Below are 16799 nucleotides of genomic sequence, written 5' to 3'. Positions count from 1 at the left end.
AGGATTTCGCCAACCTCCTCGGCTCGCTCCGCAACATAAGAGTGTGACCTTTCGGCCTACAGGGCCTTCAGGAATGCCATCAACGACGGGAGAGAGGATTGCCGAGGCGGCGGCCTCAGGCTACTGATATCGACCCTGGCTAACGCCTCTGCTTTCATCTCCAGGTCGACTTCAGCATAGATGTGCGTGGTGTCTAATGACACGTGACCCAGCCAAGCACGGATTGTGTTGATGTCGACGCCGGCGCGCAGCAGGTGCACGGCCGTTGTGTGCCGAACCGTATGTGGGCTCACACGCTTCGCCGCCAACGTCGGCACTGTTTCGCTCGCCATTGCGGCATATTGCGTCACGAGACGGTGTATTCCGAAGCGGGTCAAAGGCTGGTTCGTCCGCCCGAGAAAGACCGCTTCACTTTCGTTCCGGTCGGCCACAAGACGAGTCAATGAGGTTGCCGTCGTTGACCACAATGGACAGATTCTAATCTTGTTTCCCTTGCCGTGAAGTCGCACTGACGGGGACGCACCCAGTTGGAGATTGCCGACCGTCAATTTTGCTGCCTCATCGGCGCGAGCACCGCTGTTGTATAGGAAAAGCAGCAGAACATGGTCGCGCACCCCAAGACTCGTGCGTCTGTCAGGTTGGTTTAGCAACGCGTCCATCTCGGCCTTTTCGAGGTATCCGATCGCGGACCTGGCCGTCTTTTTGAACGGCACTGCCCGTATCTCGGAACACCAGGCCAGGTGAACCGGCGAACTCGTCCCGATAAAGCGCGCCAGTGAATGGATGGTCGCCAGCCGTTGGTTGCGGGTGACCTCGCTGCACCGGCGATCGCGCTCCAGGTGGTCCAGGAACTTGCGGACGACTTCCGGCGTCAGCTCTTCCACGGTCATGCGATCGATGGCGCAGCCTCCCTGCTTGCTGGCAAACGGCAGCAACAATGTCAGCGTGTCGCGGTAGCTGGCTTGGGTGTTGCGGGAAAGATTGCGCTCGGCAACCAGATGTTCCAGCAAGAACCGCCGGATCCACGGACCAAGCAGGTTCTTATCCTTCATGGTCGGCCTCCATCGCGTACAGAGCGAAGCGCTCGCTGGCTGCCTGGAGGAGATCCGGCGTCATCTGCAAATAGCGCTGGGTTGAACGGATATCGATGTGGCCAAGGTAGGTTGCCAGTTGCGGAAGCAGTCGCTGCACGTCTTGACCGGAGCGATACCATGCGATCACCCGGTGCACCGCGGCTGTGTGGCGAATATCGTGCAGCCGTGGAGATCGAGGCTCACCGACAGGGCAACTGATTCCGGCCGCTCGGCGGACATGCTGAAACCAGGAGATGACCCGCACATAGTGCCATGGTCGACTGCCGCGCGTAGTGAATAATGGAGATTCTTGCCCGCGCGGCAGAGGGAGCCGGCGACGGCGCTCGACGTACTCGACCAGTTCCTGGTTGAGCTTGGGTCCGATTGGCACGAGGCGCGTTTTGAAGAACTTCGTGTCACGGACGGTGATGACCTGATCAGTCAGATCCACGTCTTGCAAGACCAAACGAAGCGCCTCGCCAATGCGCATGCCGCTTCCGTACAGCAACAAGAGGAGCGTACGGTACATAGCTGGCACGTGAGGGCGATGCCCAATCTTCAGGATCGAGGTCGCGTCCAACAGGCGGCGCAGTTCTTCCGTGGAATAAACATAGGGCGTTTGTTGCGGCGGCAGCTTTGGAAACGTTGTCGGCAGTGGGGAGGATGCCACGTACCCGCGACTGATGGCGAATCTATAAAGGCCGCTCAAAACTCTATATCGCAGCATCCAGGTGGCACTGAGCGATCCTTTGCCTTGGAGGAACTCGGCTACCGCCTCTGGGGTGACTTCGCCGATATCTCGATTGCCCATCGCTCGGCAGAACCTGCGGAGCAGAACCTCAGCGGACTCGAAACGCGGCCCCAGTGACCGTTGCTTGGCCAGATAGGCGTCGACAACATGGGTCAGCATCATTGGAGGCCTCCCAGGTCGAACGCTCCGACGTCGCGAAGCGCCTGCATGTTCACCTTGGCGTAGATGCTGGTTGACGCCGCGCTGCGATGTCCCAAATGGTCCCCGATCTCCTTTATCGACAGACCTTCGGCAAGAAGCCGGGAGGCGCAGGCGTGGCGCAACGCATGGCCACCGCGGTGGGCGGCGTCGATTCCAAGTGCAACAAATCTGCGGTTAGCGACATCATAGATGCTCCCTGCCTTCAACGGCCGACGGGGCGCGTGCATGCAGAGAAACACTTCCGGGCACGATGATAGCGGCCGCATCGTGTCGATGTAGCGGGCGAGCGCCTCAGCCGCAGAGGGAACCAGCGGGTAGATCTGCGGCTGACGGCGCTTCAGGCGGAAAAGCCGTAGCGTCCCACCCGGCCAGTCGATCTGATCGAGGCGCAATGCCGCCACTTCGCCGCTGCGCATCCCGTAGACCGCGAGCAACAGCAGGATCGCACGATCACGGATGTCCCGGGGGGTGTCAGTCTCGGCGTCGGCCAACATGCGCTGCACGTCGCACCAATCTGGGGCATACGGCAGCGACTCCTGTCGATAGAGCCGAGGCCGGCAAATCGAGGCCGCTAAGCGATCCGTACACATTCCCCGCTTTGCCGCGTAGCGCAGAAATCCCCGCAAGGCAGAGGCTGTGCTGGCTACCGAAACGCGGGACCATCGTCCCGTCGCCTGGGTAACGAAATAGGCGTCAACGTCCCCAGGCTGAAGGTCCCTAAGTTGCCGGCTTGTCTGATCACACCAGCGTAGGAACCTACCGATGATCCGGCTCCATTGCTCCACCGTCGATGGCGTAAAACCGCGCTCATTGCGCATCCATGTCACATACTGGTCGAGTTGGCTCTGGTACTGAAACACGACGGTTTGTTCACGCCACCAACCGAGAAATCGAAGCCAAGGTCGTCCGATGTCGACCACTCTTCGTGCTGCGGTGACAGCCCCCGTCAGGCGCAGACGCTCGGTCGCGATCCGTTGGAGCGCCTCGATATCGATGCCCTCCGAAGCATCTGGACCGAGATATGCGGCAATCCGCAACAGTTCGTTCCGCTTGACTCTGAGAGAAGCTGCGGTCGCGCCGGCTTCTGCACAGTGGCGAAGGTATCGGTGCCGCTCGTCGGTGAATGGCGCGTCATCACGGTGGGGCACGGTCAAGGGGACGGAATAAATCGTCTGATCCATAGCGAGGCTCCATTGGACAAATGGTTCGCTACTCAGACGTCGAATTATGTTGCGTGAACAATGCCCCCAGTGTTCAGGCTCCCCGCAATTAGAGCTCCTTGCACAACATAAATTTGGCCGCAACATAACGGCTGTATCGATACCCGTCCGGATGCTCCGCAATGTACTCGTCCCACAGCACCTGCAAGGTCACATGCTTGCGCTTGAGCTCGCGGGCAACAACCGACCAGTCAGGCTCGGCCACCTTGCGGCGCCCCGGCTTCACGCCAGGCACCCCGTACAGCAGTTGCTCCAGCTCGGCATCGCTTATCGCGTCCGGGACCGGCCATGCCAGACCCGCGCGCGCAAACCGCTTCAGCGTGTCACGTACCGTCGTCGGCCCGACGCCGACACGCTCGCCAACCACGCGCGTCGAGAGCCCAGTCTCAAGGCTCAACCTCACAATCTCGCGCACCTGGCGCATGATAACCCTCCTCGTCGGCATCCAATTCTCCAAGCTGGTTCCAGCCGGAGAAATGGACCAACGATCAGGCTTCACACCATCCGAAACTGCGCGCGATCAAGTCGGAATGCTGCGCGGAGAATGCTCGGAATGCTGCGCGATCATTTTGGAACCCTGCGCGCCATCAACTCGGTACGGTGCGCGCGATGACCTCGGAATCGGCATGACTGACGTCGCGGTTGCGCTGGGATTGACGGTGGTTGTGCTCGCGCTCGTCTTCGGCGGCTACGCCTGGGAAGCCGAATCGTACCCCTATAACGTGCCGCTGCAATCGGGCACCTCGAAGATCGCTCCGCTGCCTGCCGCAGATCCGGGCGCCGTGTTCAAGGTTGAAAAGGCCACCTACGACGTGCCCGGCCGGTCGATGCGGCTGACGGCGAGCGTCACCAACACGTCCGACAAGCCTCTCCTCATCGGCGAGCTGTCGACCGCGAACATACGCTTCGTCAATCGGAAACTCGAGGCCGAAATGGCGCAGGTCGATAAGGCCTATCCAGCGGAGCTAGTTGCTCGCAACGATCTCATCGTCAGCAACAATGCGCCGCTGAAACCAGGCGAGGCGCGTCAGATATCGATCGAAGCAACTGATGCCGTGTGGGAAACCGAACGCCTCGTCAGCTTCCTGACCGATGTCGATTCGAAGTTCGGAGGTCTTATCTTCCTCTACGACGATGCGGGTCAGCGTCACATTGCGGAAATTGGCGGGCCGATCGTTCCGACGTTCACGGAGTTGGGAGCCAGTGTGGCCGTCGACGAAGAAGTGAGCGACGATCCGCAACGGAGGTTGAGGGTCCGCTGATGGTCACGATCCGCCGTATGGCTCTCTTTCTGGCATGTGGCCTTACGCTGGCTTCAGAATCGGCGAGGGCGCATGGAGCCGTGACGATGGAGAATGACGTCTGCAAGATGAAGATCGGGCAGATGTTCATGCACTTCACGGGGTATCAACCCCAGAACAGCCGGGCTGAATTCTGTCAGGACATTCCCGAGGTTGGCCGCGCTATCATCGTGCTCGACATGGTCGATGCGCAGTTGCGGGATCTGCCGACGACGTTCGAGATCGTCAGAGCCTCCGGAACCGCAACGTTGCAGGACATCAATGCTGTCAATCCGAAAGATGTGGTGGTGAAGCTCGGTCGACGGACTTACCCCAACGGCTCAATCAAGGCCGACATGATCTTCAGGGAGCCCGGCGACTATGTCGGCGTGGTGATGGTGGAGGCCGAGACGCCAACACTTGCTGTATTCCCCTTCTCTGTCGGCCAGAACAGTTTCTGGAGGTCGATGGCGATCTTTGTCGCGGCCCTCGTTGTCGCCACCGGTGCGATATTTCTCTGGGTCCGAAAGAGCATGCAGATTGCTGGCTCTCCGGGAGTGCCTGCCATGCGGATGCTTCCATTCGTCTGTGCGGCACTGCTGGCGATGTGTAGGCCAGGCCACGCGCATCGTCGGTTGCTGTCGTTCACGCCCGGCGCGAACGCGATCGTCGCATCACCGCAGAACCTCTGCCTCGCGTTCGGCGAGAAGGTGGAACGTCAGCTTACAGGCGCCACGGTGACATGCCTGGGGACGGAGTCGGTTGCAGCTGGCGAGACGGCGGTTTCACCGGACGGCACAGTTGTCGAGATAGCGCTCCCGGAATTGCCGAAAGGCAGTTGCACCGTGTGCTGGCATGCCGTCTCGGTCGACGGAAACCGGAGCACCGGAGAGTTCAATTTCACGGTCCGATGATGATGGAGACGCTCATCGGGCTTGTCCAGGGTCTCGTCCTGCTCGGGCAGGCGATCCTCACGGGCTGCTGCATCATCTCGATCCTGCAGCACCGCGAGGGCTCTTCACGCGTCGAACAGAGCCTCAAGCGCCTGGCCGTCGCCGCGGGGGTCGCCGCGATTCCCGCGCTCGGCCTGCTTTACGTCTTGCGGTCGCGCGTGATGCTGGACCTGCCGCTGTCGGCCATTTGCACGGCGGACGGGCTCGTGATGCTCGGGACTCGCTTCGGGCATGCGATAGAGACGGCGCTCGTCTTGACTGGCGCGGCCACGATTGCCTGCGGGTTCGGCTACCAGCTGCCGACCATCCTGTTCGGCCTCGGCGCGGTTGCTACCGCGATCGCCGCTAGTCACGCGCTGACGCAGGCGTTCGATGTTGCGGCCCTCGCGCCGACGACGGTTCATATCCTGCTAGCCACCGCATGGTTTGGATGCTTGCCCGCGCTGCTGCTGCTGTCGAGGCTCGACCGGGCTTTGTTTTGGAAGGTGCTGCGCCGGTTTTCGGGATTCGCCCTTCCTATGATGAGCGTGGTCCTGGCGAGCGGCATCTGGATGGCCTCCGAGACCGTCGGAAGCTGGCCGAGGCTTTTTGCCACCGGCTACGGGGCCGTTCTGCTGACGAAGTTCTTCTGCATCGGGGCCGCGCTTGCCGCGGCATTTGTCCTGCGCTGGAGGCTGGCTGCAGGGCCGTCCGGCGATACCGTGGAGATCCATCTGCTGCTGTCACGTGAAGTCGCTGGCGCGACGTTGATCATGATTACCGCGGGAATCCTCACCCAGCAGACACCGGCCGCCCATCAGGCGATCTCTTGGCCCTATTCATTCCGAATTGCGCCGGTCATAGCGGTTCAAACGGATCCCGCCAATCTCACGACGCTCGTGGCCGCGATCGCAGTCGACCTTGTCTTATGCGTATCTGCGGCGGTGCTGGTCCGCAAAGGCCGGGTCGCGTTCGCTACGATGGCCGGTGTCCTGGGCCTGGGTGTCGCGCTCGTCTGGGGCGTGCCGGCCATCAGTGTTCCTGCGTATCCGACAACCTATCTCCCGCCCGATGTTCCCTATGACGCGGGCGTGGTCGCACGGGGAGCGAGCATCTACGCCGCCAACTGCGCTGTGTGCCATGGCGCGGCGGGGCATGCTGATGGGCCCGCCGCTTCAGGCATGAAGCCGCCGCCAGCCGATCTCACCAAGCCGCACACAACCTTCCACACCATGGGCGACATGTATTGGTGGGTTACGCACGGCTATCCCGGTGCTGCGATGCCCGGCTTCGCCGGATCGTTAAGCGACGACGAACGCTGGTCCGTTATCACATATGTGATGGCGGTTTCGCTGGGCTACCAGGCGCGTGTGCTCGGACCGGACATCGTACCGCGCCAGCCATGGCTTCATGCCATCGAATTCATGGTCCCGGCCGGAGCGACCTCCGTACCTTTCTTGGCCACCACCGCTGGTCGGGCGCGCTTGCTGACCCTTGTCGCGGACTGTGGCACGGCGGCCGACGACTTGCGTCGCGTGTGGAGCGGCACAGACGCCTGGAGCGGCAGTGACGGTCTTTTGGTGCGTGCCGTCATCGACCCCCGCGACTGCAGCGTACCGGCCTCGTCGATACGCCTTGCCTCGTTGAAGCAGCCTTCGGATGCCACAGCCGCTATTGTTTCGAGCTGGTCGCTGTATCGGCGCTCGTTTTCCAATGCTGACGCCTCCGATGCCGATGCAGGCCCGGAAGCCCTGGTATTCCTCGTCGATCGCTTCAGCTTCGTGCGCGCCCGCTGCGAAGCGACGAAACGCCATGGCCGCCGCAGCCGGCCGACATTGTCGCGCAGGCACGGTTGCTCGCGGAGGAGCCCGAGATCAACCAAAAAGCCGTACATGAGCATTAGCCATCTTAGAGTCTGACTCAAAGATTTGTACGTTGCCGTCAAATTCCTCTTATATTGCAGCCTGTTGGGTTACTCCCGGTAAGTCTACGGTAAGCCTACGCGGGTTTTCGCCCTCTCACTTAGCCTCTGCGGCTCCAGATTGCCAGTCGGGATGATGGTGCCCGTAAGTCTTCTGTAGCATCTGCAGGCTCATCCTGAGCGATTGCGATGCCTCCCTAGGGTCTACGCGCTGGCGCATCACCACAGGCACTTCGACGAATTAACCGGTAGCTCATGTCGGATAGCGTCGGCGGCCCAGCCGCAGCGCCAAACATCATGATGCCCTTCGTAAGCGCGGTTTCGTTCAAGCTGTCCATTTTTATACTTCCCTTCCTTTCCCCCGGTGCAGCGCGTGATGATCACGGACAAGCTCCGTTCGTACGGCCCTGCGAGGGCAAAGATGGGCTTTCACGTCGAACATCGCCAGCGCAAAGCTCTCAACAATCGGGCCGAGAATTCTCATCAGCCGACGCGGCGACGCGAGCGGATCATGAAGCGCTTCAAATCGTCCCGTCAAGCTCAACGGTTTCTATCAGTTCACGATCAGGTCGCGAACCTTTTCCACACCCCCTATCCCGGAGCCGTTACTGCCGACTTCCGTCGTGCTTCGCGCGAGCGAGCCATTGTGACTTGGCGCGAGATCTCCACGACAAGCGCTATCGCCGAATCTCGAACCTTCGAGAATCGCCTCCTTCGGCTCGGCGGTCGATTAAGTTGACGCCGTCGGACCCTCTAATCCGCTGCATCATCTCTGAAAAGACACAGCCTGTTCGTCTTAGCAATTTTTTGCGGGAGATCGATCACCAACGGACGTGATCAGACCCGCAGGTGTTCTGCGCACCTTTTGCCACGCTTGGGGTCGACTTTGATTTCGTAGGAAATCTTTTGGCCTTCTGCCAGACCAGAGAGTCCAGGGCGTTCTACGGCGCTGATGTGGACGAAAATGTCGTTTCCGCCGTCATCTGGGGCGATAAATCCGTACCCCCTTTGACCATTAAACCACTTCACAGTACCTGTTGCCATACGATCACTTCCTTTGCTGCCGCGCCCAGTCCGTGCGCTGGTTGGCGATAGTGCCGAGAATGGAGCAACCGGCATGCCGGATCGAAAATGCTGATCCTACAAGGATGGTGAGCGTCCGATCGACGAGAGTGGACGCAAAGCTGACAATCGTGTGCGATTGCCAACATCCACGGGCTGGCTCGATCAGATGGGACTACTCGGAGGCAGCACGCGGCGCGGCCGGTAGGTTCTGCAACGCCTTGATGCGAGCGCGCTGTTCCGCGTTGAAAATTGTCGACCCATTTAGCTCGCATATCGCGGGCTGTCGTAGCTGCCATTCGGCGATAGCAATGGCGCGTTGCCGCACAGCGTCACCGACCCGACTGTGATCGACACGTTTGCGGCGGCGTTCGCGCGTCCGTACATCCGCGATGTGCTGTCGTTCTCGAACGTCAAGGCCTTCATTAGTTGGGAGCTGTCCGACAAGTATTCGGACCTTCTACAGGCTCAACAGCGCCCGACGCTGTTCGATATCAACATGCAGCCCAAGCAACTCGCGCTCGAAGTCGAATCGGCAATTCAGGATCGGCAGCGACCTCGACACCAAGGCCAATCAGTTGCTCGATGCGAGCGAGGCACAGCTCGAACAGACCGAGCATGATCTGAACGATCTGGAGGCATCGCTGAACCCGCAGATGGGCGGCAACGGTGGAGAGCCGCTATGACCACTCGCTTCGACAAGAACGGCAATCTCTGGATCGCGATCGACCCCAACCTCGCCGGTGCGCCGGCTTGGATATGGCCCATGGTGGCGATCGAGCATGGCGCTCCCGGTCGTGCCGAACTCAACCTGACGGCCTACATGCGCTCGGCTTGTCACCACAACCGAGAGGCCTAGTGCGGCGCGGCCCTGATCAGCGACGACGTCAACAACTCTTCTTGCATTGACCGTAGCGCAACTTTTGAGACACGCCACCAATTCTGGCAGGTGGTCTTGCAGATCCTTTTTCGCGTACTCTCCTCTAATGCGAGGAGGGAGCCACAATGAAAATGGCTGTTTGGTGTGCGCTTGGAGTGTTTGCGGTTGGCGTCTTTGCGGTAGGCGCCTTTGGATGGATGGTAAGGCCGTTTTTCAGTCAACCCATCAGGCAGATGTTGACGAAATTACTGAGCTCAACTCGTAGCTAACGACCCTCTGCTGCCAATCTAAAGGCGGAGGAAAAAAAGGCTGAGGAAATATCGCAGAATGTGACGATCACTAACATATTTAACGGCGGAGTTTTACGCGCGGTAGCTCCTAAAGCTGCATAAAGATAAAGGGAGTGTCAATTTTAGGCACCCAGTGTCTGGGTGGTGCATTTATGCAGAAACCAATGAAGATACGATAATGGGAAATTGTAACCACAACAGAGCCAAGTGGCAGTTGATTCCGGTGGAAAGTGGGGCGGTTCTTTTGAAGAATGTTGCGCGACAAGGTTGTATGTGGGCCGAAGGAAATTCTGCCGGAAAATATTCCCTTAAATATCCTGCATGTCCTTCAGAGGGGGGTGTGACGCATGCAGCAATGTCCTGGGTCATAACCCCCCTCGCGGAAATTCAAAAGTGGTTACTTCTTGGTAACGGGGTCTGACGCTCAGTGGAACGAGAACTCGAAATCGGTCTGGTTGATGCCGATGGTCGCGTGCTATTCGAAACCCGCCTTAAGCCAGCGGTCAGTAGTCGTCCGTTTTTAGTCGCGGGCACGGTGTCAACCCCGATAGACAAAAATGATCCTCTGCCGGGGTTCATGGTTCTTTCCGCAGGTCGTCTCCATGCGGTAGCGCCGCGTGATGGCGTTCAAGAGATGTGGCATCTCGATGTAAAGAGCGCGGTGCGTCACCGCCCGCAGGGACGACTTCGAGATTGTCAACACCTCGTCCCGGCAGGGACGCTTGTTCCGCCGACTTGACAGGCAATCCCATGCGTAGCCTCAGAAACCCTAAGCACGAGCGCTTCGCTCAAGAGCTGGCAAAGGGCAAAACAGCCGATGAAGCCTATCAGCTGGCCGGCTTCAAACCGAACCGGGGAAATGCTGCCCGCCTGAAAGCAAATGAAAGCATCCGGGCAAGGGTTAACGAGCTACAAACGCGTGTCGCTGAACGCGTGGTCGAGAAAACCGCTGTAACGCGGGAATGGATCATCAACGAGCTGGTGAAGAACGCGGCGAAGTCGTCGCAACAGAGCCGTGCCACGGATGACGATGGCGAGGAAGTCGGCGAGTTCAAGTATCAGGGCAACGTGGTGAACAAGGCGCTGGAGCTGATCGCGCGGATTGAGGGGCACATGGTCGACCGCAAGGAAGTCGGTAAGCCGGGCGACTTTGCGGGAATGACTGACGATGAACTTGATGCATTTATCTCGGGCGGAGAGAATCCGCAGGGCGGAGGCGATCGAGGAAAGGAACGTCCGCCAGTCCAAACGCGAGTGCGGAAGCCTCATTGAGTTCGTCCGGCAGGGTTGGCACGTTGTAGAACCGGGCCAGACCTTTGTCGACAATTGGCACATCGAGGCGTGGTGCGATCATCTCGAAGAGGTGTTCTGCTCAGAGCAAGGGCAGGGCGAGCTGACGCGGCTGCTGGGCAACATCCCGCCTGGCACGATGAAGAGCCTGCTGACGTGCGTATTCTTCCCCGCATGGGTGTGGGGGCCAATGGAATGCCCGAGCAAGCGCTTTTTGGCTACCTCGCACAATGAGCGCAACGCCGTACGCGATACGCTGAAGTGCCGCCGTCTGGTCAAATCGAGATGGTTTCAACGCCGATGGGGCGACAAGGTCATCCTTACGCCTGATCAGGACACCAAGACGAAGTTTGAGAACACCGCGACCGGGTTCCGTCAGGGCGTGCCGTTCAAGAGCATGACCGGCGAGCGCGCCGACTTCGTGATCCTTGACGACCCGATGTCAGTTGACGATGCCAAGTCGGACGCGGATCGCGAGGCCATTAACTTTACGTTCAGGGAAGCACTTCCGACTCGCCTGAACAATCCCGATCGCTCTGCCATCATCGTGATCATGCAGCGCTTGCATGAGGACGACACCTCGGGCGTAATCCTGTCCGGCAACTACGGGTATGAGCATTTCATGCTCCCCATGCGCTTCGATCCGGAGAGGCGATGCCGAACGTCAATCGGCTTCGTCGATCCGCGGACGGAAGAGGGGGAGCTGCTATTCCCCGCACGCTTCCCGGCATGGGTTGTCGACCGGGACGAAACGGTCCTTGGCCCGATCGCCACCGCCGGCCAGATGCAGCAAACGCCAATGCCTCGCGGTGGCCAAATTCTCAAGCGAGAATACTGGCAACCGTGAGAAGCTGTTGCTGGCTTTGCAAAAGCGCGCCTAGATGGTGACATGCAGGCGGGGTGGGTGGCCGAGTCGACGGCTGTCGACGGAGGTTGGACGTGTTTGTGCGCGGCGACGTCGAGGATGCAGGACTGACAGGCGCAGAAACGGCAAAGCTGGGTGCCCGCAGTGGTGGCAGAGCAGCGGTTCTGATGGTCTGTTGCTGGATGCTGGCGCCAAGTCGACATCAAATCCGGACGAAAGACGTCCGTGGGCTACCTTGACCAAACCATGATCCGTCATGCGGCGCTGTCGAGCACGGTAGCGGCGATTTCGCTCGGCATGCATAGCGCGACCACGCGGAGTTGCCTGATAGCGTCGCCGAGCCTCCCTTTGTCGGTCGCGACGTGCTTCTTGCGCACAGGTTCCAACGCAATAGATCTGGCCGCGATCACACCGCCGGCAGACAAGAACCTGACAGCGGCAGCGAGCACACAGAAACAACCGGCAAGACGCTTCATCGGTATACGCGGGACCGCGTGCTATTCGTGCCGAAGGTTCGCACCCTGTCTGGTTCGGCAATATTTTTATGGTGCCCCCTGCGAGTCCGCGCTCCTTGGCCCGCGCTCGCGCGGTCTCCGCAACCCCGACCAGCTCCGACCGCGCGAGCGCTACCATCAGGCTCGCCTTACTCGAATGAAGCAAAAAATTGGACGTCGATCGAGCCCCACGTTCCGCCCTCGATCAATGTCGTCAACATCTCATGTCGCCAGATTTGCGCGGTTCTCGAACGCCATCGACAGAAGCGGAGAAGTATCCTGCATTCGAGTTCATTTCTCGCCAGCGCGGATACAGCGTACACCGAGAAGGAAGAGAACGACCCGTCGGCGCTTACGGTCTGGGGTATCTGGCGCGACAAGAACGATCGCCCGCGCGCCATGCTCATCTGGGCATGGATGAAGCATCTAGAGATGCACGGACAGCCGCTGGAGAAGCTGCCGGGCGAGACCAAGAAAGCCTTCGACCAGCGCTCAATGCCACACTGGGGATTGGTCGAGTGGGTAGCATATAGCTACCGTCGTTTCCGCGTCGACAAGCTGTTGATCGAGGCCAAGGCTACCGGCATCACTTGCGCGCAAGAGCTGCGCCACCTCTACAAGGAAGAGGATTGGGCGATCGAGCTGCCGAACCCGGATCGGGACAAGGTCGCGCGGGCGCACACCGCAGAGCCGTCATTCGCCGCGGGGCCTGATCTGGGCACCGGACACCGAATGGGCCGAGAAGGTGATCGCGCAGGCCGAGACCTTCCCCAAGTCCAAGTACAAGGACTTGGTCGACTCGACGACGCAAGCGGTCACCTGGCTTCGCAAACATGGGCTGATCGCCCATAACCATGAGGTGGCTGCCGAGCTGCGAGAGCAGATGACGCATCGATCGAAGGAAAAGCCGCTGTACGATGCTTAGCGAGCTATTTGCCAGCAACGTAGGAGCGTGATCTTCCCGGCGGCATCGAACTCCAGAACCGCCTTCACAAGGCCACGGCCCGTAAGATAGGAGATGGACGTCCGGTCGCCTGCCGGTTGGAGGTGGTGCAACTCAGATGCAGGATAATCGCTGAGACGCTGGACCCAATAGGCTCGCAGCCCTTCTTTGCCGGCAACTATCATGGTGTCGCCGCAGTTGCATTCAACGACGGCTTGATCGGCGAAAAACTCTAGAATGTGTTCAAGGTCCCCGGATCGGTAGGCGTCAAGCCAATCTACCGCGGTGGCTATAGTGTCGATGTTCATAGATCGGCTCCTGCAGGAGAGCGCCAGTGAACGCCATCTGAACGCAGCGTTCAGGAATTAGTGGCTTTCGAAGTGGCAGCCGAGCCGGCCGAGCGATGGGATTAGGTCGACGCCAAAAAACGCATTGGGATGTTTTTCGGAACCGCGGGATAAGACTACCACCACTTCGATCATTGTGCTCTCCTGGGTCGCGACCTCTCGCTGATCACCCCCCAGCCCAGTCAGCCGAGAGAGAGCGGGCCCCGGCGTCGAGCTCACGATCGCGCCGGGGTACAATCGCGCGATTGAAGAAAAAGCCGCTCTATCATGCGTAGCCGGCTTATCTCCTTGTAGGGCGGTTTATTGAACCGTTCTAGTCGCGGACGATCGCGATCACCTTGAAGTTCTTGTCGAGCTTGATGTGATACGGCCCGTCCTCGCACTTGGCGTCATCGACTTCAAAGTATCCGCTGCTCTCGGTTTCCTTCTCCATCTTGCCTCCCGTGCAGCCAATGGCTTCTAAGGTTGCTTTGATCTTATCGGCCTCTGCCGGCGTCACTGGCGTGGCAGCAAACGCGAAGGTGCTGCTCGCAAGTACGGCAGTGAACGCCACCAAGGTGTGTTTCATCTGTGCATCCTCAAAATTCAGCAGACCAAACTATCTTGGGCCTATAGTCGGGAGCTTGCTGATCAATTCGCACTCCTCGGCTTCATTTCGAAGCTTCTTCAAGTGCGCCTGCATGTCTTTCATTTCGGCGGGCCTACACTTAGAGCTTCGAGCAACTCAGCAGCCCGGTCGGCTTGCCGCGCTTGCTGGAGGAGCTTCTCCAGCTCGGGACCCAATGACAGACGTCTGGCGCGAGCGCGAGCCTATTGGGCTGTGCTGGCCAGCCGCTCTCGAAGTGAGCCGATCGGTTTGGATCGATTGCGCTTTCGTTTGGCTCCCATTCTCCAAGTATGGCCCAGCAGGATCTCGACGTCATTGATTTGGATCAACGGGCTTGGTCTCTCCCACATCGTCCACCCGATAATGCCTGATTGTCAGTGGATAATTTATTCGTTGGCCTGGACAGCCGCTGGTTGATCACCGATGGCCCGCCCGGGGTCGGTTTAGAGGGCGTGACGCCCCCGCGTGACCGGATGCCGCGCCGGGGTAAATCGCGGTGTACGGCAGCCGCGAGCGCGGTAGAACGAATGCTGGACTCACTTGCCGCAAAGCGCTCCTCGCTTTGCGGTTGCATTACCCTGTCCGGTTGATTTAATGCATGCGTTTCCGCAATTAGGGTTCAGGAACTTTGGCAATGTCCAACGAAGAGCGATTGAAGGCAATTCTCGCGAAACAGACCGCGGCCGATCAAGCTAAGAAAGAAGCGGCAGCGAAATTGGAAGCTGATAAGCGGGTCGCCGAGGTACGAGCGAACGAAGTTGCGGCAAAGTGGGCAGAGCTAAAGCCCTGCATCTCAAAATTCATCGCCACAACAAACGCCTCCATGTCGGGCAGAAAATTGGGCTTACGACCGGTTAAACCACAAGGACCGCTGCTCGATCTGGTGGTCGTAATATTCGAAGGAAGGTCTCACGACTCCGAATCTAAAAAATGCGAGTACCGCGTCTTTCCGAATGGCGCGCTCATCCTGAATGTCGGAAACCGAAGGGACGACTCCGTGAAACATTACGAGTGGGACGTTCTTTCTGTGACGATCGATCAAATGGAAAGTGCTATCCTGGACTTTTTAGATATAAACGTCTCGGATTGAGCGGGGTGACCTGTCTTCCATTCTAGCTACTTTCCAGCGCAAAAATCGCGGTTGTGAAGGGCGCGGTCAACCGCGCAGGCAACGGGAAGCTCCGCCTTGGGGGCGGGGCGATGAGATGCCAGGAGATTGCTCTGGAAGTGGACTACGTTTTTGTTGACCGTTCTTCCATCGCGCGACCGATGCTCATGAGGTTGTCAGCAACAACGCCGAGCCCGACCCAGCGCTTCATTCCGGTGCGACCTTTGTAGCGGCAGCGATCGAGCCCGTGCCGCCGTTTGGCCACGCTGATGCGCCCCTCGCATCCGGTCCGCCATTTCTGGCCGTTGCGGAACCACCGCTTCTTCTGCTCGCGCTTGCGCGCGACGCTCTTGGTGGAGCGATTGGGGATGCAGACGCGTTTGACGCCGCTCGCCTTCGCCGCGGCTTCATTCCTGGCGGAGTAGAACCCGGCGTCTGCCGCGATCAGACGTGGAGTGCGACCGAGCTTGGCTTGGTGGACTTCGATGGCGGGAACCAACAGGTCCGAATCGCTCGGCCGCCGATCATAGACTTCGTAGTCGATCACGATCTGGTTTTCGGCTTCCTGCAGCTTGACCATCTTGCCGAACTCGTTGGGCTTGCCGGCCTTGCCCTTGCGAATGATCTCGGTCGAGGGCTCGAACACGCTGAAGAGCTTGTCCTCTGCCCGCGTGTTGCCGCGGAAGATGCGTTTCCGGGTCTGCCGCATCACCTGCCGCACGAGCGGTATCATCGTTTCCAGCTCCTGCCGCAAGCCTTGCAGCGCCAGCCGTTTCAAGATGCCCCTGGCCCGCTTCACGCCTGCGGAGATCTCATGGGAGAAGCGCTTCGCTTGCCCCACCACACGGCTCGTCGAGTTCAACAGCCGCCGGTAGCCTTGCTTGAGCTTCTCGTGATTGAGCGGTCCTTTGGCACGTGCGGTTCGCGAGATATCGAGCAGGCGCAGTTTTACGCTTCGCGTTCGGTCGCGCAGTTTGGTTCCGGCCGTGCCCACGATCTTGGTGACCTTCTTCATGGTGCGGATCAACACCCTAACCCCGTCGCCCAGCAACGTGCTGTCGGTCGGGTAGTGGATGTTGGTCTCCACCACCGTCGTATCCACGCGCATTCTGCGTCCCTGCGTCACCCCTTGTTCCTGCGCGATTTGCACAATCCGGTCGTGGATCTGCTTGACTGTCTCCGGATCCAAAGCCAAGCCCCAGCGCCCCATCGTCTTCGCGTCCGGCGTCTTGCCGCCGCCCACCCGGGTGAAGTCGCGATACACCAGATTGGCGCGCACTTCGCGCTCCAGCACCTGATAGCTCCAGTTGCGAACGTGCTTGAGGATCAACAATCGCAACACCACCTCGGCCGGCGCGCCCAGCCGGCCACGACTGCGGCTCTTGGGATGACGCATCGCCAGCGCCTCGTATACTGCGCCCACGATCTGTTCATCCGCGAGAACCCGGTCAGCATGCGTCATCCAGCCTTCGCGAAGATCGCTCACTTCTCCCGCGATCAAGCCGTCACCGAAGCTCAGTTGCGCTCTGCGCATC

At 59.6% G+C, this 16799-nt stretch carries 18 protein-coding genes and 2 pseudogenes; 11 read left to right on the top strand and 9 right to left on the bottom strand.

Going from position 1 to position 16799, the window contains the following annotated elements; all coding sequences use genetic code 11:
* Positions 1-56: 56 nt before the first annotated feature.
* From ACVJGD_RS26895 to ACVJGD_RS26880, 4 genes and pseudogenes are all read right to left on the bottom strand, one after another.
* Positions 57-1052 carry a tyrosine-type recombinase/integrase gene (locus ACVJGD_RS26895; RefSeq protein ID WP_456637095.1) on the bottom strand — a complete coding sequence of 332 codons (996 nt, stop codon included), beginning with the start codon at positions 1050-1052 and terminating at the stop codon, positions 57-59.
* Positions 1042-1986, bottom strand: coding sequence for a tyrosine-type recombinase/integrase (locus ACVJGD_RS26890; RefSeq protein ID WP_456637094.1), 945 nt, complete (start codon positions 1984-1986; stop codon positions 1042-1044). Before ACVJGD_RS26890 ends, ACVJGD_RS26895 begins: the two co-directional genes overlap by 11 nt.
* Complete coding sequence (locus ACVJGD_RS26885) at positions 1983-3206, bottom strand: tyrosine-type recombinase/integrase (RefSeq protein ID WP_456632546.1); 1224 nt, start codon at positions 3204-3206, stop codon at positions 1983-1985. The genes ACVJGD_RS26890 and ACVJGD_RS26885 overlap by 4 nt, the downstream gene beginning before the upstream one ends.
* Positions 3207-3330: 124 nt before the next feature.
* Positions 3331-3669, bottom strand: a pseudogene (locus ACVJGD_RS26880) (helix-turn-helix domain-containing protein); the annotation flags it as partial.
* Positions 3670-3775: 106 nt separating this feature from the next.
* Between ACVJGD_RS26880 and ACVJGD_RS26875 the strand changes: the two are divergent.
* The 4 genes and pseudogenes from ACVJGD_RS26875 to ACVJGD_RS26860 form a co-directional block, all read left to right on the top strand.
* Positions 3776-4507, top strand: coding sequence for a methane monooxygenase/ammonia monooxygenase subunit B (locus ACVJGD_RS26875; protein WP_456637093.1), 732 nt, complete (start codon positions 3776-3778; stop codon positions 4505-4507).
* Between the two features lie 86 nt (positions 4508-4593).
* Complete coding sequence (locus ACVJGD_RS26870; protein WP_456637092.1) at positions 4594-5439, top strand: copper resistance protein CopC; 846 nt, start codon at positions 4594-4596, stop codon at positions 5437-5439.
* Entirely contained in the window at positions 5436-7376 is a 1941-nt protein-coding gene (locus tag ACVJGD_RS26865) for a c-type cytochrome (protein ID WP_456637091.1), read from the top strand. The genes ACVJGD_RS26870 and ACVJGD_RS26865 overlap by 4 nt, the downstream gene beginning before the upstream one ends.
* A 372-nt stretch (positions 7377-7748) precedes the next feature.
* Positions 7749-8112, top strand: a pseudogene (locus ACVJGD_RS26860) (DDE-type integrase/transposase/recombinase); the annotation flags it as partial.
* Positions 8113-8215: 103 nt separating this feature from the next.
* On the opposite strand, the gene ACVJGD_RS26855 reads toward ACVJGD_RS26860, so the two are convergent.
* Positions 8216-8422 carry a cold-shock protein gene (locus tag ACVJGD_RS26855; RefSeq protein ID WP_456637090.1) on the bottom strand — a complete coding sequence of 69 codons (207 nt, stop codon included), beginning with the start codon at positions 8420-8422 and terminating at the stop codon, positions 8216-8218.
* Positions 8423-8759: 337 nt separating this feature from the next.
* Here ACVJGD_RS26855 and ACVJGD_RS26850 point away from each other — a divergent pair, with 337 nt between their 5' ends.
* The 5 genes from ACVJGD_RS26850 to ACVJGD_RS26830 all read left to right on the top strand — a co-directional run bounded on the left by ACVJGD_RS26850 (position 8760) and on the right by ACVJGD_RS26830 (position 11747).
* Entirely contained in the window at positions 8760-9062 is a 303-nt protein-coding gene (locus tag ACVJGD_RS26850; protein WP_456637089.1) for a hypothetical protein, read from the top strand.
* A gap of 60 nt (positions 9063-9122) precedes the next feature.
* The gene (locus ACVJGD_RS26845) at positions 9123-9299 is read left to right on the top strand and encodes a hypothetical protein (protein ID WP_456637088.1); all 177 of its coding nucleotides are present in this window, start codon (positions 9123-9125) and stop codon (positions 9297-9299) included.
* Between the two features lie 405 nt (positions 9300-9704).
* Complete coding sequence (locus ACVJGD_RS26840) at positions 9705-10031, top strand: hypothetical protein (RefSeq protein ID WP_456640386.1); 327 nt, start codon at positions 9705-9707, stop codon at positions 10029-10031.
* 329 nt (positions 10032-10360) lie between these two features.
* Positions 10361-10882, top strand: a complete 522-nt coding sequence (locus ACVJGD_RS26835; RefSeq protein ID WP_456637087.1) for a hypothetical protein — start codon at positions 10361-10363, stop codon at positions 10880-10882.
* Complete coding sequence (locus ACVJGD_RS26830; RefSeq protein WP_456637086.1) at positions 10779-11747, top strand: hypothetical protein; 969 nt, start codon at positions 10779-10781, stop codon at positions 11745-11747. Before ACVJGD_RS26835 ends, ACVJGD_RS26830 begins: the two co-directional genes overlap by 104 nt.
* Positions 11748-12019: 272 nt before the next feature.
* Here ACVJGD_RS26830 and ACVJGD_RS26825 read toward each other — a convergent pair whose 3' ends face one another.
* Entirely contained in the window at positions 12020-12241 is a 222-nt protein-coding gene (locus ACVJGD_RS26825; protein ID WP_456637085.1) for a hypothetical protein, read from the bottom strand.
* Between the two features lie 417 nt (positions 12242-12658).
* Between ACVJGD_RS26825 and ACVJGD_RS26820 the strand changes: the two genes are divergently transcribed.
* Positions 12659-13111, top strand: a complete 453-nt coding sequence (locus ACVJGD_RS26820) for a hypothetical protein (protein ID WP_456637084.1) — start codon at positions 12659-12661, stop codon at positions 13109-13111.
* Positions 13112-13180: 69 nt separating this feature from the next.
* Here ACVJGD_RS26820 and ACVJGD_RS26815 read toward each other — a convergent pair whose 3' ends face one another.
* Positions 13181-13510, bottom strand: coding sequence for a nuclear transport factor 2 family protein (locus tag ACVJGD_RS26815; RefSeq protein WP_456637083.1), 330 nt, complete (start codon positions 13508-13510; stop codon positions 13181-13183).
* 352 nt (positions 13511-13862) lie between these two features.
* Positions 13863-14117 (bottom strand): hypothetical protein, encoded by a 255-nt coding sequence (locus ACVJGD_RS26810; protein WP_456637082.1) that lies wholly within the window; start codon positions 14115-14117, stop codon positions 13863-13865.
* Positions 14118-14790: 673 nt separating this feature from the next.
* Between ACVJGD_RS26810 and ACVJGD_RS26805 the strand changes: the two genes are divergently transcribed.
* Positions 14791-15246, top strand: a complete 456-nt coding sequence (locus tag ACVJGD_RS26805; RefSeq protein WP_456637081.1) for a hypothetical protein — start codon at positions 14791-14793, stop codon at positions 15244-15246.
* Between the two features lie 142 nt (positions 15247-15388).
* Here ACVJGD_RS26805 and ACVJGD_RS26800 read toward each other — a convergent pair whose 3' ends face one another.
* Positions 15389-16798, bottom strand: coding sequence for an ISNCY family transposase (locus ACVJGD_RS26800; RefSeq protein ID WP_456640385.1), 1410 nt, complete (start codon positions 16796-16798; stop codon positions 15389-15391).
* Between the last annotated feature and the right edge of the window lies 1 nt (position 16799).

This window comes from Bradyrhizobium sp. USDA 10063, from assembly GCF_054063735.1.
Note: the sequence above shows the minus strand (reverse complement) of the source record. Positions and strands in the feature narration are given on the sequence as shown.